Origin of the sequence: Paraburkholderia phenoliruptrix (assembly GCF_047325075.1) — a bacterium.
Classification (GTDB): domain Bacteria; phylum Pseudomonadota; class Gammaproteobacteria; order Burkholderiales; family Burkholderiaceae; genus Paraburkholderia; species Paraburkholderia phenoliruptrix.
Genome location: NZ_CP168531.1, coordinates 2,900,744 through 2,920,935, shown reverse-complemented (window position 1 = coordinate 2,920,935; position 20,192 = coordinate 2,900,744). Strand labels below are relative to the sequence as shown.

Here is a 20,192-nt window from a genome sequence, read left to right as displayed (position 1 = left end):
CGCGGCGGCGCGCAGCGCAACTGCGGATTTTCGCAGGTGCGGCGGGTGCAAAACTGTATAGATATACAGTATAGTGTTCAACTGCACGCGGGCCGTGGCGTCCAAGCCGCCGCTCCGTTTCACCGAACTTGCGCGGTCGCGAGGCGTCCGTGAGAGGTGGCCCACTCATTCAGACGGTCGAAAAATTGTCAGCCAACGGCATTATCAAGATTCGCGGCGCTCGCCAGCACAACCTGAAGAACGTCGATCTCGACGTGAAAACCGGCGAAATGACGGTCGTGACCGGTCCGTCCGGTTCCGGCAAGTCGAGCCTTGTGTTCGACACGCTTTACGCGGAAGGGCAGCGGCGCTACGTCGAGACCTTTAGCGCGTACGCGCGGCAGTTTCTGGACCGTATGGACCGGCCGCAGGTCGACCGGGTGGACGGCGTGCCGCCCGCTATCGCGATCGACCAGACCAATCCGGTGCGCAGTTCGCGCTCCACCGTCGGCACCATGACGGAGCTCAACGATCACCTGAAGCTGCTCTACGCGCGCGCGGCCGAGCTGTTCGACCGCAAGACGGCGCGCCTCGTGCGGCACGACACGCCTGAGACGATCTACGCGGAGTTGCTCGAGCGCAGCGCCGCGAGCGATCCGCGGCTCGTCGTCACGTTTCCGGTGGAGTTGCCCGAGTCCGCATCCGAACAGGAAGTCGAGCAATGGCTGTCGGCAAGCGGCTACACCCGCGTCCAGGCGCAGCGCGAGGTGGATTCGCCAACCGGCAAGCGCAAACTGCTCGACGTGGTCGCCGACCGCTTCCGGGTGCGCCAGGCCGACAAGCAGCGGGTGATCGAGGCGGTCGAGGCGTCGCTCAAGCGCGGCGGCGGGCGCGTCAACATCTACGTGCTGCCGGCTGCGGATGCACCGCTTGCGCCGCAAGCGCAGCAGCCGGAGCCGGAAATCTGGCGCTTCTCGACGGGGCTGCATAGCCCGGAGAGCGACTTGCGCTATGCCGATCCGCAGCCGGCACTGTTCTCGTTCAACTCGGCCTACGGCGCGTGCGACGTGTGTCGCGGCTTCGGCCGCGTGATCGGCGTCGATCTCGGCCTCGTCATTCCGGACGCGCGCAAGACGCTGCGCGACGGCGCGATCAAACCGATGCAAACGCCCGCGTGGAAGGAGTGTCAAGACGATCTGATGCGCTACGCGGCAAAGGCCGACATCCGCCGCGGCACGCCGTGGGGCGAACTGACGGATGCGGAGCGCGACTGGGTGATCAACGGTTCGCCGGACTGGAACGGCAAGTGGCAAAGCCAGTGGTACGGCGTCAAGCGCTTCTTCGAGTATCTCGAATCGAAAGCGTACAAGATGCATATCCGCGTGCTGCTGTCCAAATACCGCAGCTACACGCCATGCGAAACCTGCGCGGGCGCGCGGCTGAAAACCGAATCGCTGCTGTGGCGGCTCGGCAGCAAGGCGAATGCGGACGAAGTCCTGCGGCCCGCCGCGCGCTTCATGCCGCGCGGCGTCGAATGGAACCGCGCGCAGCTCGAGGCGCTGCCGGGCCTGACCGTGCACGACCTGATGCTAATGCCGATCGAGCGCATTCGCCGCTTCTTCGACGACATTACGTTGCCGAGCGCGTTGCTCGACGACGCGCTGAAGCTGCTGCTCGCCGAAGTGCGCACGCGCCTCAAGTATTTGTGCGACGTCGGGCTCGGTTATCTGACGCTCGACCGCCAAAGCCGCACGCTGTCGGGCGGCGAAGTGCAGCGTATCAATCTGACCACCGCGCTCGGCACCTCGCTCACGAAAACGCTTTTCGTGCTGGACGAGCCGAGCATCGGCCTGCATCCGCGCGATCTGAACCGGATCGTCGAGGCCATGCATCGTCTGCGCGACGCGGGCAATACGCTCGTGGTGGTGGAGCACGACCCCTCCGTCATGCTGGCTGCGGACCGGCTCATCGACATGGGGCCGGGCCCGGGCGAGCGGGGCGGCTCGATCATCTTCGACGGTGCGCCGGAGTCCATCCGCGCGTCGGGCACGCTGACCGGCGACTATCTGGGCGGTCGCCGCCATGTCGCGGATGCCGCGCACTGGTCGCGGCGCCTCGTGGATGCGAGCACGCCGCGCATCGTGCTGGAAGGCGCGAGCGAGCACAATCTGCGCGACGTTACGGTGGAGATTCCGCTCGAGCGGCTCGTCTGCGTGACAGGCGTGTCGGGCTCGGGCAAGTCCACGCTGCTGCAAGACGTGCTGTTCCCGGCCATGGCGCGGCATTTCGGCCTCGCCACCGAAGCGCCGGGCGCGTTCCGCAGTTTGACGGGCGCGGATCAGGTCACGGACGTGGTGTTCGTCGACCAGTCGCCGATCGGCAAGACCGCGCGGTCGAACCCGGCCAGCTACGTGGGCGCGTTCGACGAAATCCGCAAGCTTTTCGCGAAGGCGCCGCTCGCGCAACAACGCGGCTACGGGCCAGGCATGTTCAGCTTCAACTCGGGCGACGGCCGTTGTCCGACTTGCGGCGGCTCCGGGTTCGAACACATTGAAATGCAGTTTCTGAGCGACGTGTACCTGCGCTGTCCGGATTGCGACGGGCGCCGTTATCGGGCGGAACTGCTCGAAGTGAAGATCGAGCGCGGCGCGCCGGCGCGCGCGTTGAGCATCGCGGACGTGCTGGAGCTGACGGTCAGCGAGGCTGCCGCCTACTTCTCGAACGACGCGGACGTCTTGCGCGTGCTGCAGCCTATCGTCGACGTCGGGCTGGAATATGTGAAGCTCGGCCAGCCGGTGCCCACGCTTTCCGGCGGCGAAGCGCAGCGGCTCAAGCTAGCGGGCTTTCTCGCCGAATCGGCGCAGGCGCGCAGCGGGCGCGGCGCCAAGCAGGCGGTCGCCAAACGGCTCTTCATGTTCGACGAGCCCACCACCGGCCTGCATTTCGACGACATCGCGAAGCTGATGCAGGCGTTCGGCAAGCTGCTGGCAAGCGGCCATTCGCTGATCGTGATCGAACACAACCTCGACGTGATTCGAGCGGCCGACTGGATCATCGACCTCGGGCCCGAAGGCGGCGACGCCGGCGGCCGCGTGCTGTGTGCCGGCACGCCGGAGGAGGTCAAGGCCTGTCCGGAATCGCACACCGGCGAGGCGCTGCTGCAGTACGACCGCGCAATGAACGCGGTGGCGGAACCGGCGAACGCGGCTTCGCCGGGCATCCCGTTGCAGAAGGCGCTGAGCGCGGCACGGGCGCGGCGCGCCATCGAGGGCGAGGACGTGGTGCGCATCGTCAATGCGCGCGAGCACAACCTGAAAGCGCTGGACGTCGACATTCCGCACGGCAAGTTCAACGTCATCACCGGCGTGTCGGGTTCGGGCAAGTCCACGCTCGCGTTCGATATTCTTTTCCACGAAGGGCAGCGCCGCTATCTCGAATCGCTGAATGCTTACGCGCGCTCCATCGTGCAGCCGGCCGGGCGCCCCGAAGTCGACGCCGTGTACGGCATTCCGCCGACCGTCGCGATCGAGCAGCGGCTGTCGCGCGGCGGCCGCAAGAGTACCGTCGCGACTACTTCCGAGGTATGGCATTTCCTGCGCCTGCTCTATGTGAAGCTCGGTTTGCAGCATTGCATCCATGACGGCACGCCGGTCACGTCGCAAAGCGTCGAGTCGATCGCGGCGCAGTTGCTGCGCGACCATAAGGGGCAGCACGTCGGTTTCCTCGCGCCGCTCGTCGTCAACCGCAAGGGCGTCTACACCGACCTTGCGAAGTGGGCGAAAGCGCGCGGCAATACGCATTTGCGGGTGGACGGCGAGTTTGTGCCGGTCGACCCGTGGCCGAAGCTCGACCGCTTCCGCGAGCACACCATTGAATTACCGGTGGCCGACCTGATCGTCTCGGCGGATAACGAAGGGCAACTGCGCGAGGCGCTCGACCAGACGCTGGAAATCGGCAAGGGCGTGATGCATCTGCTTGCGCCGCTCGACGGTTTGCATGATGCGATGAACGGCGGCCTGCCCACCGCGAAGCTCGGCGCCGTGAAGGTGCTGTCCACGAAACGAGCGTGTCCGGTGTGCGGCACGAGCTATCCCGAGCTCGACCCGCGCATGTTCTCCTATAACAGCAAGCACGGCTGGTGCACCACCTGCGTCGGCACGGGTCTCGCGCTCACGCGGGAGCAGCGCGCCGCCTATGACGACACGATTGTCGTCGACGACAATCGCGGTCGCGAACAGAGCTTGCCTTCGGAGGAGCAGGAACCGGAAGGTCTCGTGGACGAACCGTGTCCGGACTGCTCGGGCACGCGTCTGAATCCGACCGCGCGAGCGGTCACGTTCGACGCGCAGGCCATTACCGACGTCGCGCAATGGACGGTGTCGGACACGCGTGCGTGGATCGACAGTTTGCACATGACCGGCCGCGACGCCGAAATTGCGCGCGACGTGGTCAGCGAAATCGGCAGCCGTTTGCAGTTCCTCGAAGAAGTCGGGCTCGGCTATCTGAGCCTCGACCGCGCGGCGCCCAGCCTGTCGGGCGGCGAGGCGCAGCGCATCCGGCTGGCCGCGCAATTGGGCAGCAACCTGCAAGGCGTCTGCTATGTGCTGGACGAGCCGACCATCGGCCTGCATCCGCGCGACAACCAGATCCTGCTGAACGCGCTGCGCAAGCTGGGCGACAAGGGCAACACGCTCGTGGTGGTCGAGCACGACGAAGACACGATCCGGCGGGCCGATCACATCATCGACATCGGGCCGGGTGCCGGCAAGCGCGGCGGCACGTTGATCGCGCAAGGCAGTGTGGCCGATCTGTCGGCGCAGCCCGAGTCGTTGACCGGGCAGTTTCTCGCCACGCCGATCGTGCATCCGCTGCAGCCTCGCCGCAAGGTCGTCCCGCCCGGCAAGCGCACGGCGGCGGTGCCGGAGAAGTGGCTGACCGTGCACGGCGGCAAGCTGCACAATCTGCGCAACGTGACGGTCGGCATTCCGCTGTCGCGGCTCGTCGCGGTGACGGGCGTCAGCGGCTCCGGCAAGTCCACGCTCGCGCGCGACGTGCTGATGGCGAATCTGCTCGACGCGGTGGGGCGCTCGGTGTTGTCGTCTCCGGCCACGCGGCGCGCACGCGCGGCGGCGGCTGAAGAAAAGCCGGCCGCGAACCGCCGTGCCAGCGTGCTCGCGCGCAGTGCGCCGCGTGCGCCGCTGAACGTCACGCATGTCTGGCAAGGCTGTGATTCGATCACGGGCTGGGAAAGCATCGACCGTGTGCTCGAAGTCGATCAAACACCGATCGGCAAGACACCGCGCTCGTGTCCCGCAACGTACATCGGCGTATGGGACGCTATTCGCAAGCTGTTCGTCGGCACGCTGGAGGCGCGGGCGCGCGGCTACACCGTGTCGCGCTTTTCGTTCAATACGGGCGAGGGCCGGTGCCCCGCGTGTGAAGGGCAGGGCGTGCGCACCATCGGCATGAGCTTTTTGCCGGACGTGAAAGTGCCGTGCGACGTGTGCCACGGGCAGCGCTTCAATCCCGAGACGCTTGCGGTGACATGGCGCGGCAAGAATATCGGCGACGTGTTGACCATGGAAATCGACGAGGCCGTCGAGTTCTTTGCGCCTATTTCCAACATCGCCCACCCGCTGCAGTTGATGAAGGACGTGGGGCTCGGCTACCTCACGCTCGGCCAGCCGTCGCCTACGCTGTCGGGCGGCGAGGCGCAGCGCATCAAGCTCGTCACCGAACTCAGCAAGGTCCGCGACGACATCACGCGGCGCGGTCAGAAAGCGCCGCACACGTTGTATGTACTGGATGAGCCGACGGTCGGCCTGCACATGGCGGACGTGGCGAGGCTGATTCGCGTGCTGCACCGTCTGACGGACGGGGGACACAGTGTCGTCGTGATCGAGCACGATCTCGATGTGATCGCCGAGGCCGACTGGATCATCGACCTGGGTCCGGAAGGCGGAGTGGGCGGGGGCACGATCGTCGCCGCCACGGACCCCGAGGGCATCGTCAGCGTCCCCGAAAGCCACACGGGAGTCGCCCTAAAACCGGTGCTCGCACGCACCGGGAAGGGCAGAGCCGGCGGCGTGCGAGACGAGCCGGGCGAAGGCACTCACGGTTAGCGCCCCACTTTACGAGTGTAAAGGAAGGCAGGCCCGCATCCCGATCCGGGACGCGGGCCTGCCGCTGCTTGGGCTCACACGAACGCTTTGCGTCTGACGCGAATCGTCAGACCGATGCTGAAAGCTCGCTGAAGGTTCAACCGGTTTCAAGTCGGACGAATGCCGTTTTGATGTTTCACAACTGAAACATTTTCGATTCGCAAAACAAGTCGATATAAATCTATAATTCCGTCATTTGAATCTGGGAGGCCCCATTGGCAATAAGCATGCGGGCGATTCAGGATTCACGAATAAGAAATTCAATTAAAAGGGACAACGTCGTGCGCCTGGTTGTTCAACTTTGAAACATTTCTGAGCATCGCCGAATCAGCGGCACAAGTGCCGCACTGCATATCGCATTGTGAACCGCCCGCCAGCCGGGGAGGCGCGCAGCCGCACCGGACTTGGCTCTCACGGCGCCGGTTCCGGGAAGCGGTACGTTTTTCCGCTGCAAATCCACTCACCGCTATTTATTACTTGCATCAAATGAGAATAGTTTTCGTCGTACTTTTAATCGCATGCTATTTCCATTGTTTTCAAATTTACTAATGCGATTCATTCGGCTAACATCGCTGATAATCCGTGAAGCGGCGTTTGCCGATGTCAAATTGCGATTATCAGTTCGCTGATATCGTCGGACAACGCGCGTCCTCGTCCAACCAAGTAGACATTTTGAGGAAGACCATGTCCCACATTCACGTCGACTCCGCGAGGGTTACCTGGCTACATACGCCGAGCGTCAACGTCCGCACCGCGGCGCGCCGAATTGGTGTGCTGCTGTTCGACGGCTTCTGGCTGCTAGGCCCGGGCACGGTTGTCGAGATGTTTCAGACCGCCAACGAACTGGCCGGCAAACGGCCCGGCGAAGAACCGCCCTATGAGGTGCAGTTCCTGTCGCTCGACGGCGGCAGCGTGCCCAGTTCATCGGCTGCGCGCATCTGGACCGATCGCATCGACACGCGCTTTGGAACGGGCTTCGACGTTCTGTTTATCGCCGGCGGACACGGCGCGCACGAGGCGGCCCGCGACCAGCGGCTGCTCGGCTGGCTGCGCTCGGTGCAGGCGCGTACGCGCGCAATCGAAACCATCGGCGAAGGGCGGCTCGTGCTGGAGGCCGCCAATCCCGGCGATCCCGAGGCGCTGCAGATCGGCCGCTACGGACATGGCGCGGCGGACGCCATTCTGAATGCGTCCAACGACCGCAACGACTGCGCGCGCAGCGCGCTGATGTTCATCAAGCGCGATCTCGGCGCCGAACTCGCGCGCAGCGTCGCCGAGCGCGTGATGCCGGGCATGGCCGCAACGTGGGTGCCGCTGCCCGCGGAGGGCGGGACGTTGAGCGTCGCCGAGAAGATTCGCGCGGCGGCGCGCTGGATGGAAGCGAACTGCGACCGGCCGGTCTCCGTTGCGGACGCGGCTCAGGTCGCCGCCATGAGCGAGCGCAATTTCCTGCGGCGTTTCAAGCATGAAATGCACGTCACGCCGTCCGACTATCTGCTGCAGGTGCGGCTGCGCATTGCGTGCAACTTCCTGACCGAGACCGAACTGCCGGTCGACAAGATCGCGCGGCGCAGCGGCACCGGCAACGGCGACCGTCTCGCGAAGATTTTCCGCAAGCGCATGGCCTTGTCGCCCACCGAGTACCGCGCCCGCAGCCGGCTTGCCGCGTCGGAGCTCTGACATGCACCCGCGCCTGCCGGGCAGGCGCGCGTCACGACCGCCACTCGCGCGCCGCGGTGGCATCGGTCTTTGTCGGGCAGCTTCTTACGGGCACAGTGGCATGGGCAACCAGGTGTTGGCAACGGCACTACCGGAAGTGAAACTCATCGAGCCCGAGGTGTTTGGCGACGAATCCGGTTTCTGTTACGAGAGCTTCAGCGCGGACGAGTTTGTGGACGACGTCGCACGCGGATTCGACTTCGTGCAGGACCGGCATCTGCGCGCGGTGCATGGCGTGCTGCGCGGCCTGCATTACCAGGTGCAGCGCCCGCAAGGCCGCCTCCTGCAGGTCGTGGTGGGCGAGATCTTCGACGTTGCCGTGGACGTGCGGCTCAATTCCCCGAACTTCGGCAAATGGTGCGGCGCTTATCTGAGCGCCGGCAATCATCGGCAGGTGTGGGTGCCGCCAGGCTTCGCGCATGGCTTCGTGGTGCTGTCCGACGTGGCCGAATGCCTGTGGAAGGCCACCGAATACTGGTTTCCGGAGCTCGAGCGCTGCATCGTGTGGAACGATCCGGACATCGGCATTGAATGGCCGATCGACTTCCAGCCGATTGTCGGCGCGAAGGATGCCGCCGGGCGGCGGCTGTACGAAGCGGAGAACATGCCGTAGAGGGCTGGGGCCGGCGCTAACGCGCCGCCACCACCGAGCCGACACTCGCGGCGACCACGAACAACGTGCCCGCGGTCTGCAACACGCCCATCGGCTGATGCAGCACGATGAAGCCGGCCACTGCCCCAATGGCCGGCTCCACACTCATCAGGATACCGAACGATCCGGCCGGCATATGGCGCAGCGCCACCATTTCCAGCGCGTAGGGCAGGAGCGGAACCAGGATCGCGAGGCCCGCCGTGGCAGCGAGTTGGCCGGCCGCGACATGCAGGCCGCTTTCCGCGAGACCGAAGGGCGTGGCAACGAGCGCCGCCGCAATGAGCGAGACCGACAGACCCTCGAGACCGGCAAACAGCTTGCCGGTCTTTTTCATCAGCACGATGTAGCTGCCCCAGCCGCAGGCCGCCGCGCATGCCAGCAAGACGCCGAGGGGCTCGCCGACCCAGCCGGCGTGATCGCGCGACAGCAGCACGACGCCGGCAATGGCGAGCGCCGGCCATAGCAGCGCACGGGCGCGGCGCACCGCAAGCGTGGCGACTGTCAGCGGACCGAGAAAGTCGATGGCCACCGCCAACCCGAGCGGAATGCGCTGCAGCGCCGCGAAAAAACATAACGTCATGCCGGCCATCGCGGCGCCCAGCGCGCCCGCGGCCAGCCAGTGCACACGCGAGTAGCTGCGAAAGCGCGGGCGCACCAGCACGGCGAGCACGAGCGCGGCCCAGCAAAGACGCAGCCATGTGGTGCTGAGCGAACCGTACACGGCCATTGTCGGTGCGGAAAGGGCGGCGCCGAACTGCACGCTCGACATGGACAACAGGCACAGCAACGCCGCGCCCGCGGCTGCGCTGGCCGGCTTCGCCACGGCATGAGTGGGGTCGGCTGCGCACTTGATCGTCGTGTCCTGCATGGTGCCTCTTTGTAGAGCGGTGAAATGCAGCGGTGAAAGCGTCCACCTATCTTATCGGCTCCCTCGCTACTAAGATAAGTTGATATTTCTTATGGCGACTTCAGGAATCGTGATGACCCGTGACCTCGACAGCAGTCTGCTTCGCACCTTCGTCACCGTGGCCGAGACGGGAGCGGTCGGCGTGGCCGCGAGCCGCCTTGCGCGCACCCAGGCGGCCGTGAGTATGCAGTTGCGCCGTCTCGAGGAAGATCTCGGCCAGCGCCTGCTCGACCGTTCGCCACGCGGCGTGCATCTGACCGAAGCGGGTCATCTGCTGCTGCCGTATGCGCACGCGATCCTAGGTGCGGGCGCCGATGCACGCCGAGCGCTCTGCGCGGGGCAGGTGTCGGGCACGGTGCGGCTCGGCATGCTCGAGGACATCGCCGTGGGTCGTCTGCCGCGCGCGTTGCGGCGCTTCTCTATTGCCTATCCGCGTGTCGCGCTCGAAATCGTCGTGGACAGCAGCACGGCATTGTCAAAGCGACTCGCGGACGGCGGTCTGGATGTGGCGGTCGCCGATCCCGCGCTCGTCGCCGGCACGCCGCTCTTTGCATGGACACAGCCGCTCTTCTGGGTCGGCGCGCGCGGCTATGTGCGCGAAGCGGAGGCCGCATTGCCCGTCGTTGCGTTCGGCGGACCGTGCCTGTGGCAGCAGCATGTGCTCACGGCGCTGCGCCGCGCGGGCATCGGCTGGCGGATCGTCTGCACGAGCACCAGCTTGCCGGCGGTGCAGTCGGCGGTGGAAGCGGGGTTGGGTGTATCGGTCTTGCTCGAAGGCAATATTCGTTCGGAGTCCATGAAGATTCTCGGCCGCGCCGAGGGCTTGCCCGATGCGCCCGCCGCGGACTTCGGCCTCTTCATGCGCGAGGTCGCCGGCGCCCAGGCGGCTGCCGTGCAGACGTTACAAGGCTTTCTCTGTGAGGAACTGCATCTTGCCTTGCCTTCGCACACGCACGGGAGCGCGACGCGTGTGGAATTGGAGCAATGACGCGAGGGAAGAGGCGCGCTGAGACAGCGGCGGGAGGTGTGGACAGCGTCGCGGTGTTGCATTCGACCATAACGGCACGAGGTCTGACGCGCCGCACATGCTGCGTTGCGGGAAGCCCGCCGCGCGAGCGGCAACTATTGCAATACACCGTGGCAGCTATTGCAACAGGTCACTCGCACGCGCGCCGGGGCGGGTATTCCTCCGCTTATACGGTCGATGCGGTCGTCAACGTCGCATCACGCCCATCAGCAAGGTGACGAGGAAGATCACCACGAAGATGAAGAACAGCACCTTCGCGATCTCGGTCGCGCCGGCGGCGATGCCGCCGAAGCCGAATACCGCGGCGATGATGGCGATGACGAAAAAGATTGCTGCGTATCGAAGCATGAGGCCTCCCACCGATGAATTGCTGGATTGACGTTAAACGGCGACTCGCGGGCGGCACCGCATGGCTTTCCGCGAGCGATGTGCCGGCGAGCGAAGTCGAGCAATAGCTGTGCCCATGCGCGGCGCGGGCGGGCGGAGGGGTGGCCGGCTAGCAGCGAACCGGGAGATCGCCTTGGACTGTCGTTTGACCGCAACAACGCGCCGCGCCGCGCGTGGCGCTTGCTGAGGCGCATCGCGCAGGCGGAACCGCGTGTCGAGGAGTGCGGCACCTCATCCACGACGCAATGGAAGACAACGCCTTTTCACCGACGGCAACGTTTGCAGATGCCAATAAACGCGTCGATTAAAACATTTCGCGTGCAACCCAATAATCGCTGCGCTGCGGCGACAAGCCGGCTCCCCAATTAAACGGTTAATTAAGCTTTAACAGAATTTGACCAAAATTAAAGCATTTCGCATTTTTGAACAGCCAAAATCGCCGCTCGGCGTCAAAAGCGGCGTGAAAAAATCGGCGCGCGTGCTTGCCAAGTGCTTCACAAAGGCGCCAGAATGCGCGCTAGACGGATGCTTCAAGTGCTTGGTCGCCGTAATCAAATTCAGGCGCAAACCGGGCAAAAATGCCGGATTGCGCGCAAATGATGTTTGCGATATGCGCAATACGGGTGATGCGCGGGGCGAAAAAGTCTATTCGTTGAATCAACAATAAATAGAAGTATCGGGGTGCGCGCATTGCAATGTTTCGTCATGCCGCAACCCACGGGGCGTCACGCATAAAATCAATACGGGCCGGGGGTGGCTATGTCAACGAAAGTATTGTCGATTTTCGGCACGCGGCCGGAAGCCATAAAAATGGCGCCGCTCATCAAGCAGATGGAGGCCGATGCGGGAATCGACTCCGTGGTGTGCGTCACGGGCCAGCATCAGCAGATGCTCGACCAGGTGCTCGAGCTTTTCGCCATCGAGCCGGATCACAATCTCGCGGTCATGACCGCGAACCAGACGCTGAACGGCCTCGCGTCGCGTCTGATTGCCTCGCTCGACGAGGTGCTCGCGAGCGTGCAACCCGATCGCGTGCTCGTGCACGGCGATACGACCACGGCATCCGCAGCGGCGCTCGCCGCGTTTCACCGCCGCATTCCGATCGGCCACGTCGAAGCGGGCCTGCGCACGCGCGATCTCGCGCAGCCGTGGCCGGAAGAAATGAACCGCCGCATCGTCGATGTAATGAGCGATCTGCTGTTCGCGCCCACTCCGAGTTCGAAGGAACGGCTCGCGGAGGAGACGTTGCAGGGCCGCGTCGTCGTCACCGGCAATACCGTGATCGATGCGCTGAATCTGACGGCGGCGCGGATCGACGGCGACGCGGCCTTGCGCGCGTCGCTCGATGCGCGTCTGCCGTTTATCGACGGCACGCGGCCCATGCTGCTCGTCACCGGCCACCGTCGCGAGAGTTTCGGCACGGGCTTCGCGAACATCTGCGCGGCGCTCGGCGATCTTGCCGACCTCGGCACCGTGCAGATCATCTATCCGGTTCATCTGAACCCCAACGTGCGCGGCCCGGTGCAGGCATCGCTCGGCGCACGGCGCAACGTTCATCTGATCGATCCGCTCGACTATCTCGGCTTTGTGCGCCTGATGCAGCGTGCGTCGCTCATCCTCACGGATTCGGGCGGCGTACAGGAAGAAGCGCCCGCACTCGGCAAGCCGGTGCTCGTCATGCGCGACGTGACCGAGCGTCCGGAAGCAGTCGCGGCGGGGACGGTGCGCCTCGTCGGCACGCAGCGCGAGGCGATTGTGCGCGCCGTCAGTGCGCTCGTGGACGACCCGCGCGAGCGCGAACGTTTCGCACATCGTATGAATCCGTATGGTGACGGCGAGGCGTCCCGGCGCATCGTGGCCGCGCTGACCGGGCGTCCGTTCGACGAGTTCGCGCCCGCCGCGGCGGACGTTTCGCCGGCGAGCTCGACGGCTGATGCGATGGCTGATGCGGCGGCCCAGCGCCTCCGCGCGACCGAGTACGCTAAGTAAAGAAGCGCGAGCGCGCAGGCGGTCTTTGCCAAGGACACGCAAACACGGCACGCAAATGACGCACGCAAACACAGGTCGGGGTTTCAGAGAAGCCGCGCGCGTGCCGATATCACGGACAGGACGACTGGCGAAACGGGGCATGCCCCGCGGCGGCCGTCGAAGTCCGGCAGATTGCGCCGCCCACGGCAGACCGCGGCAGCTTGCCGCCTTACCGCGCGCTCATTCAACCATGCCGGGCAACGCCCGCTTTGCCGCCCGCAGGCTCATCCAGATCAAGACAACATGATGCTCACTACGCTACGAATCCAGGCCCGCGAGGCCCGCCCGACCCGCCGCGCCGGCTTTCCGGGCTCGCAGTTGACCGCGTGCGCCGCGCTGCTGCTGTTCGCCTTCAGCGCCCACGCCCAGCAACCCGCCGACATCGCCGGGAGCTTTGCGCAGCTCGGCCACGGCCGTCTGGCAAGCCGCAGCATCTCGCTCGCCGAACTCGGCATGCGGGAGCCGCTCGTGCTGCGCGCCCCGGACGCCCGCCAGGAACTGTATCTGCCGGTGCCGGCCGGCGTGCCGCTCACGGACGCCAGTTTGCAGATCGACGGCAGCTATCTGCGCGGCAACGGCGGGCGCACCACGATGCTCGTTTCGCTCGACGGCTCGCCCGTGCTCTCGCGCAGCCCGGCGCAGGAGCAGGGCGACGGCTCCGCGACGCTCGGCGTGGACGGCGCTCCACGGCCGAGCGGCTTCGTGCGCGTCGGTCTCGACTGGTCGTCGCTGATCAACGACAACATCTGCGCGGACCAGACCGCGATCGGCAATGTCTGGCGCATCGCGCCGACTTCGCGCCTCACCTATCGCTACGATCCCGAAGCGATTGTCGATCTGCGCGGCGCGTGGAGCGCCTTGCCGCACAAGCCGGTCGTGATGGTGAGCGCACGCGGCGTCGCCGCGCCCGCGTTCAACGCCGGCTGGCGCGTCGAGGCGCTGCTGCAGCGCGACGGCCGCACGCCGGCCACGCGCGCGTGGCCCGCCGCCGGCGACACGGTGGATCTGTCGAACGTCGACGTGCCGGCGCCGTTGCGCGCGATTCCCGCTTTTGCCGCGCTTGCCGCGGGCGGCTCGCACAAGCTCGCGAACCCCGCCGAAGCCGGCGCGCTGGTCGCGCTCGCGCCCGGCGCCGCCTTTGCACCCGACGTGATCGTCGCCGACGATGCGCTGCGCGCGAGCCTGAAGACCTCGCTCGACGCCTTGCGTGAACAGGTGGCCGGCGTCTCGCCCGCGGCGGCGGAGGCTTTCGACGCCTGGCGCGCACGCGCCGTCGATCCGGTGGCGCAGCCGCTCGCCGCCGGCGAAGTGCGCGTCGCGCATGTGGGCGGGCAGACGGCCATCGTGGTCGGCGACAACGACGGCGTCGCGGTGCTCGCGCATACCTGGCGTCCCATCGACGTGGCGAGCCGCCTCGTCGTCCATCAGATCGACAATGCGCCGGATACGCGCGGCGACCAGATCGCGCTGTCGCTGCTCGGCGGCGAGCCGCGCACGCTCGATGTGCAGGTGCGCGCGAACTGGGACGCGAGCTTCGACCTCGGCGCGGCCTCGGGCAACGGCAAGCTGCCGGATGCCGTCGTGCTCGACGTGGCTGCGGCGCCCACGCTCGACAACTCCGGGCAGACCGCCTCTGTGTATTTCAACGACGTGCTGATCGGCTCGCAGCTGCTCAACGCGAACGGCAAGCTGCAGCGCATCACCGCGCACGTGCCGCGCTTCGCGCTTGCGCCGCGCAACCAGGTGCGCGTCGAATTCCAGCGCCAGCCGGAAGGCGGCTGCCGCGCGCGCGATCAGGGCCATCCGATCGCGGTTCTGCCGAGCAGTCACTTGCGTCTTGCCGACGCCTCCCTCGGCGACGATTTCACCGGCATGGTCGCGCGCTTTGCGTCGCAAGCGGAAGTCATCGTGCCCACCGCCTATCTCGGCAACGCGACCGAGGCGCTGCCGCGCATCGCGCGTCTCGCCAACGCGAGCGGCATTGCGCCGACGCGCGCGGGCTTCAGCGTCGCGCGTGACGGCGATGCGGTGAAGCCACAAGGCGCGTTTCTCGCCGCGGACGTTGCGCTCGCCGACGAAAAGAGCATCGCGCGTCTGGCGAAGGACCGCCTGTCGTTCACCGATCCGTCGGGCAAGATGCTCGCGGACCTCTCGGGCCTGAACCGCGTCGGCGTGATCGAGGTGGTGAGTTCGGGCGGCGTGCAGGGCGTGTCCTACCGTACGGTGGGCGACACGCCGGCGGTGTTGCCCGCTTCGCTGCAGCTCTCGCGCGGCGACGTCGCGATTGTCGACGGCAGCGGCACGCTGCGCCAGTTCGATACGCGTCATCCGGGGCAGGTGGTCGACGCGAGCGACATCGACGGGCCGTGGATCATGCAAAGCTGGGTGCGCTGGGGCGTGCCGGCCGCGCTGATCGGGCTACTGCTCGTGCTGCTGCTGATCGCGAACATCGCGCGCCGCAGGAACCGGGACAAGTCGTGAGCATCGCGTTGATCAAATGGTATGCGGGCTACGCGTTAGCCCACTACTACCACGGGCTGGAATACGTCGCCGCGCTGGTGGCGTTCCTGATCGTGCTCTCCAGTATCGACGATCTGTTCATCGATCTCTGGTACTGGAGCCGCATGCTGTACCGCCGCCTGACGGTGGAGCGCACCTATAAGCCGCTGACGGCCGCGCAGCTCTACGAGCGCGAAGAGCAGCCGCTCGCGATCATGGTGCCGGCGTGGCACGAGTACGACGTGGTGGCGGCGATGATCGAAGATCTCGTGCGGGTGATGGATTACCGCAACTATGTGGTGTTCGTCGGCACGTATCAGAACGATCCGCAGACCATCGCCGAAGTGGAGCGCATGCGCCGCCGCTACAAGCAGTTGCGCCGCGTGGAAGTGCCGCACGACGGACCGACCTGCAAGGCCGATTGCCTGAACTGGGTGATTCAGGCGATTTTCGCTTACGAGCGCGAGGCGGGCATCGAATTCGCGGGCGTGGTGCTGCACGACAGCGAGGACGTGCTGCATCCCGTTGAATTGCGCTTTTTCAATTACCTGCTGCCGCGCAAGGACATGATCCAGTTGCCGGTCGCGTCGCTCGAGCGCAACTGGTTCGAGCTCGTGGCCGGCACTTACATGGACGAGTTCGCCGAGTGGCACGCCAAAGACCTCGTGGTGCGCGAGAGTCTGGTGGGCTCGGTGCCGTCGGCGGGTGTGGGCACGTGTTTCTCGCGGCGCGCGCTGCTGTCGCTGATTGCGGAGACCGACAATCAACCGTTCAACACCGAGAGTCTCACGGAAGACTACGACGTGGGCGCACGTCTCGCGAAAATGGGCATGCAGTCCATTTTCGCGCGCTTTCCCGTGCAGTTCGCGACCCGCCGCAAGGCCTGGTTCGGCTTCGGCGCCGAACGCGACATTACCGTGACGATGCCTTTGTGCGTGCGCGAATTTTTCCCCGATACGTTTCGCACCGCTTATCGTCAGCGCGCGCGCTGGACGCTCGGCATCGGCTTGCAAGGGTGGAAGCAGACGGGCTGGACCGGTTCCCTCGCGAATCGCTATCTGCTGTTTCGCGACCGCAAGGGCGTCGTGACCGCGTTCGTCGGCATCATTGCGTATGCGCTCGTGGTGCAATTCCTGCTGTTCGCGGGCGCGAGTCTTCTCGGCCTCATGCCCGAGCTGATCGCCTCGCCTTTCGCCGACTCGCCGTGGCTGCGTGCGCTCCTGTGGGCCAACGCAGTGGCGCTCGTATTGCGCGTCGTGCAGCGCATTTACTTCGTTACGCGTCTGTATGGCTGGGAGCACGGCGTGTTGTCCGTGCCGCGGATGGTGGTCGGCAACTTCATCAATTTCATGGCCGTCGCGCGCGCGTGGAAAATGTTCATCGTGCACCTCGCGACGGGCAAGCGTCTCGCGTGGGACAAGACCATGCACGACTTTCCGTCGGCGGATGGGTTCAACAATCGTCGTCAGCGTCTCGGCGAACTGCTGCTGTCGTGGCAGGCCATCGATCCCGACAGGCTCGAAGCCGCGCTCGGTGAGAGTCATGCGCGCGAGGCGCCGCTTGGCCGCGTGCTGATGGCCAAGGGCTGGCTCGACGAGGAAACGCTCGCCGAAGCGATTGCGTTCCAGACCGATCTGCCGCGCGGCCGGCTCGACCTCGAGCGCCTTCGCGACGACGCCGCGTGTTTGCCGCTCGAGACGGTCGTGCGGCACCGCGTGCTGCCGCAAATCGACGCCGCGCAGGGCCGCACGATTCTTCTGACGGCGAGTCCGCTTGCCGACGAGGTGATCGCCGAGCTGAGCGCGCTAATCGACGGGCCGGTGGTCGAGCAGATCGTGCGCGAAGGCGAAATTGCGGCGGGCTTGCGTGTGCTGCGCGGCGTGGACATTTCTGCGCCGGCGGAGGCGGGCGCGAACGCTGGCCACGCGCCCGCGCGCAGCGTGCCGCTGATCGGCGATCTGCTGATCGAACACGGGCATGTGCGCCGCGAGGACTTCGAAGCCGCGCTGCAACACTATCGTCCGGACCGGCATGGCCGCATCGGCGACTATATGGTGGCGCGCGAGGTGATCTCGCTTGCCGCGCTCGACAACGTAATCCAGGAACAGCGCCGCCTGCAGGCCGCGTTGGCGGCGACAGAATGATCGACACGATTCTCAGGCGGCGCATCGACGCGCCGTGCACGGGCGCGGCTCCGGTTTCACCGCGTTTTCGGGGGCTTTTTGCAGCGACGCGCGGTAGGGGCGACGCAACGCATGCGGGCCATGCGGGCCATGCGGACCCATGCCGGCTTCGCAACGGTGCAACCCCATTCGTGCTGCGCGCGATTGCGGCAGTCGCGGTGGCGGGCGCGTTAGGCGTGGTGTCGACTGCCCACGCGCAGAGCGGGGCGACGTCCGCGCAGAACCCGCTGCCGCTGAGCGGCGCGGCTTACCGTGTCGCGCAGGAGGCGTACGCCGCGTACGCTCGCGGCGACTATGCGGGCGCCGTCGCGCGAACGCGTGAGGCCATTCGCCAGCGGCCCGACGTGGTGTCGCTGCGCGTGCTGCTCGCCAATTCGCTCGCCGCGCAGCGTCGTTATGGCGAGGCGAGCCATTCGCTCGGGGACGCCATCGCGCAACTCGGTCCGGACTCCGCGTTGACCTCGCGACGCAAGCAGATCGACGCGTTGAGCGCGTCGACTCGCGCGGTGGCGCGCGGCGGCCGTCAGCAGGCGGGTGATCCGAATGCGTTGAGCGGCGCGGCGCTGATCGCCGCCCAGCAGGCCTACAAGGCGTATGCGGCGAAAGATTTCGCGGCGACCGTGAAGTATGCAAACGACGCGCTCGCGCTGCGCCCTGATCTGTTGCGCCTGCATCTGCTGCTGATCGACGCGGCGAGCGCGTCCGGCGACGATGCCGGCGCGTGGGCCGCCGACCTCGACGCGGTGAAGCGTTTCGGCGATAACGACGAACTGCGCTTGCGGCGTGGTTTCATCGGCAGCCGGCTCGCGCCGAAGTCCGCAGCGGCCTCGTATGAAGCGCGCCAGCAGGGCGACTTCGCACGCGCCGCGGCGCTCGCGCGCGACGCCGTCTCCTATGCGCCGGAGCGCATCGGCTACCGGCTGCAATTGATCGACGCGCTCTTCGCCGCGAACGATCTGCCGGCCGTCGAAGCTGCTGCAAGCGCGGCCAGTGCCGCCAGTGTGGGCAGCGTCGCCGGCGTCGGTCACTCCGCCGATGACGCGTCGCTCATGCCGCTCACGTTGCGCGGCTATGCACTCGCCGCCCAGGGGCGCATGGCGGAGGCGGAAGCGGATTTCGCCCGCGTGCTGCAGGCGAACCACGCGAGCGAGCAGGACCAGCGCGTGGCGCGCACGATCATCGCCGACGTACGGATCGCCGCCGGCGAGCCGCAGCGCGCGCTCGACGTGCTTGCCCCGTTATCCGCCAAAGGCGACGACACGGACGCCGCCATCGCGCTGCGGCGCGCGCGGGCGCGGGCGGCGCTGACGCATCCGGTCGCGAGTTCGCTCGATCCGCTGCGCCGGCCGATCATCGAATGTCTGCTCGACGAATACGGCTCGAGTTGCTATGTGCATCCGGCCGACCCGGGGTTTGCCGCGGCGCGCGCTGCGCAGAAGGCATCGGCGGCGAAGGATCAGGCGGCCGCGCTGCGCGATGCGCGCGAAGCGGTGCAAGCTGCGCCGGACGATCCGCAGCATCGCGTGGAACTGATCAATACGCTGGTGGCCGCAGGCGACACACGCGAGGCCGACGATCAGGCGCGCTACATGGTCGATGCGGGCATGCTCGACGCGCTGCCGGATATGCCGGCGGCCTACATCGCGCAACGCGCGGGCAACGGCCGCGTGGCCTACGAGCGCTTCAGCATGGCCGACAAGGCCGGCGCATTGCCGCCCGGCGCGGCCGCGGATGCCGGTTATGCGGCGATGCATGCGCATCGCAACAGCGAGGCCGCGCAGTATTTCAAGCGGGCCATCGACGCCAGTGCGGCACCCCTGCCGGATAGCGAAAGCGTCGCCACGCCGACGGCGAGCACCACGCCCACCCCGACGCCTGCGCAACTGAACGACCTGCGCAGCGCGCACGCGGACGTCACACGGAACTGGGGTTTTAACGCGTCGCTCAATTATCGCGGCTCGGGCATGCAGCCCGGCTATGCCTCGTCGCCGACGCCAGGCACATCGAACAATTGGCAGGGCGGCGTGGAAGCCTACTGGCGGCCGTTCGGCAGCCTCGGCGAGCGGATGTTCGAGGTCTATGCGCGCGGCTACGAAAGCTTCGGCGTGAAGAACGGCGGCGCCACCGGCGTCGATACCTTGCAGGCGACCCTCGGCGCGCGCGCGAAACCGTTCACGCAGATCGACGCGATCGTCGCGTTCGAGCGCATCATTCCAATCGGCTCGCGCGTGAATCCCGACTGGCTCGCGCGCCTCGCGTATTCGGGCGGCTTCGGCACCGAGCGTCGCGTGGACGTGCCGGCATGGTGGACCGCGCGCCTCTACGCGGAGACGGGCGCCTATCTGAACGCGGGCTCTGTGTATGCCACCACCAACCTGCAGATGGGCCGCACCTTCCGCATGGACAGCTATAGTCCGAAATGGACGGTGTTCCCGTATCTGGTGGTGGGGGCGGACTACGATTCGAGCATCGACCACAGCATTCCGCTCGGTGCGGGCGTCGGCATCTCGACGCGCTACTGGTTCCGCGACAGTCAGTACGATGCGCCGCGCTCGTTTGTCGATCTGTCGGTACAGTACCGGCTGAAAATCACCGGCGACGATCGCGCCCGCGGCGTTTTCTTCGGCGCTGTGTTTGCGTATTGAGCCGG

General features: G+C 66.3%; 11 protein-coding genes. 9 read left to right on the top strand and 2 right to left on the bottom strand.

The features are described from left to right. The first annotated feature begins 185 nt into the window (after window positions 1-185). From uvrA to rfbC, 3 genes are all read left to right on the top strand, one after another. On the top strand, window positions 186-6,101 hold the full coding sequence (gene uvrA / locus ACEN8U_RS25080; protein WP_310110712.1) for an excinuclease ABC subunit UvrA: 5,916 nt from the start codon (window positions 186-188) through the stop codon (window positions 6,099-6,101). A 723-nt stretch (window positions 6,102-6,824) separates the two neighbouring features. Beyond that, window positions 6,825-7,820, top strand: coding sequence for a GlxA family transcriptional regulator (locus ACEN8U_RS25075; RefSeq protein ID WP_310110508.1), 996 nt, complete (start codon window positions 6,825-6,827; stop codon window positions 7,818-7,820). A 100-nt stretch (window positions 7,821-7,920) separates the two neighbouring features. Then, the gene (rfbC, locus tag ACEN8U_RS25070) at window positions 7,921-8,472 is read left to right on the top strand and encodes a dTDP-4-dehydrorhamnose 3,5-epimerase (RefSeq protein ID WP_013587919.1); all 552 of its coding nucleotides are present in this window, start codon (window positions 7,921-7,923) and stop codon (window positions 8,470-8,472) included. 16 nt (window positions 8,473-8,488) lie between these two features. Here the strand turns inward: rfbC and ACEN8U_RS25065 are convergent, their stop codons facing one another. After that, window positions 8,489-9,379: an EamA family transporter gene (locus ACEN8U_RS25065; protein WP_310110509.1), complete on the bottom strand. Its 891-nt coding sequence runs from the start codon at window positions 9,377-9,379 to the stop codon at window positions 8,489-8,491. 112 nt (window positions 9,380-9,491) lie between these two features. Here ACEN8U_RS25065 and ACEN8U_RS25060 point away from each other — a divergent pair, with 112 nt between their 5' ends. Continuing rightward, the gene (locus tag ACEN8U_RS25060; protein ID WP_310110510.1) at window positions 9,492-10,406 is read left to right on the top strand and encodes a LysR substrate-binding domain-containing protein; all 915 of its coding nucleotides are present in this window, start codon (window positions 9,492-9,494) and stop codon (window positions 10,404-10,406) included. Window positions 10,407-10,631: 225 nt separating this feature from the next. Here ACEN8U_RS25060 and ACEN8U_RS25055 read toward each other — a convergent pair whose 3' ends face one another. Beyond that, window positions 10,632-10,793, bottom strand: coding sequence for a DUF1328 domain-containing protein (locus tag ACEN8U_RS25055; protein WP_006051149.1), 162 nt, complete (start codon window positions 10,791-10,793; stop codon window positions 10,632-10,634). A 433-nt stretch (window positions 10,794-11,226) separates the two neighbouring features. Here ACEN8U_RS25055 and ACEN8U_RS25050 point away from each other — a divergent pair, with 433 nt between their 5' ends. The 5 genes from ACEN8U_RS25050 (at window position 11,227) to ACEN8U_RS25030 (ending at window position 20,187) form a co-directional block, all read left to right on the top strand. Beyond that, complete coding sequence (locus tag ACEN8U_RS25050) at window positions 11,227-11,499, top strand: hypothetical protein (protein ID WP_310110511.1); 273 nt, start codon at window positions 11,227-11,229, stop codon at window positions 11,497-11,499. Between the two features lie 92 nt (window positions 11,500-11,591). Continuing rightward, window positions 11,592-12,821 carry a non-hydrolyzing UDP-N-acetylglucosamine 2-epimerase gene (gene wecB / locus ACEN8U_RS25045; protein WP_310110512.1) on the top strand — a complete coding sequence of 410 codons (1,230 nt, stop codon included), beginning with the start codon at window positions 11,592-11,594 and terminating at the stop codon, window positions 12,819-12,821. A 282-nt stretch (window positions 12,822-13,103) separates the two neighbouring features. Beyond that, a complete protein-coding gene (locus ACEN8U_RS25040) occupies window positions 13,104-15,341 on the top strand; it encodes a cellulose biosynthesis cyclic di-GMP-binding regulatory protein BcsB (protein ID WP_310110513.1) in 2,238 nt (745 codons plus the stop codon). Continuing rightward, window positions 15,338-17,503: a glycosyl transferase family protein gene (locus ACEN8U_RS25035; RefSeq protein ID WP_310110514.1), complete on the top strand. Its 2,166-nt coding sequence runs from the start codon at window positions 15,338-15,340 to the stop codon at window positions 17,501-17,503. Before ACEN8U_RS25040 ends, ACEN8U_RS25035 begins: the two co-directional genes overlap by 4 nt. After that, window positions 17,500-20,187: an NfrA family protein gene (locus ACEN8U_RS25030; RefSeq protein ID WP_310110516.1), complete on the top strand. Its 2,688-nt coding sequence runs from the start codon at window positions 17,500-17,502 to the stop codon at window positions 20,185-20,187. Before ACEN8U_RS25035 ends, ACEN8U_RS25030 begins: the two co-directional genes overlap by 4 nt. Window positions 20,188-20,192: the final 5 nt, after the last annotated feature.

Bases quoted from the DNA above. Each gene is read 5' to 3' on its own strand.
- ACEN8U_RS25075 (WP_310110508.1), top strand. From the start codon at position 6,825: ATGTCCCACATTCACGTCGACTCCGCGAGGGTTACCTGGCTACATACG.
- rfbC (WP_013587919.1), top strand. From the start codon at position 7,921: ATGGGCAACCAGGTGTTGGCAACGGCACTACCGGAAGTGAAACTCATC.
- ACEN8U_RS25065 (WP_310110509.1), bottom strand. From the start codon at position 9,379: ATGCAGGACACGACGATCAAGTGCGCAGCCGACCCCACTCATGCCGTG.
- ACEN8U_RS25060 (WP_310110510.1), top strand. From the start codon at position 9,492: ATGACCCGTGACCTCGACAGCAGTCTGCTTCGCACCTTCGTCACCGTG.
- ACEN8U_RS25055 (WP_006051149.1), bottom strand. From the start codon at position 10,793: ATGCTTCGATACGCAGCAATCTTTTTCGTCATCGCCATCATCGCCGCG.
- wecB (WP_310110512.1), top strand. From the start codon at position 11,592: ATGTCAACGAAAGTATTGTCGATTTTCGGCACGCGGCCGGAAGCCATA.
- ACEN8U_RS25040 (WP_310110513.1), top strand. From the start codon at position 13,104: ATGATGCTCACTACGCTACGAATCCAGGCCCGCGAGGCCCGCCCGACC.
- ACEN8U_RS25030 (WP_310110516.1), top strand. From the start codon at position 17,500: ATGATCGACACGATTCTCAGGCGGCGCATCGACGCGCCGTGCACGGGC.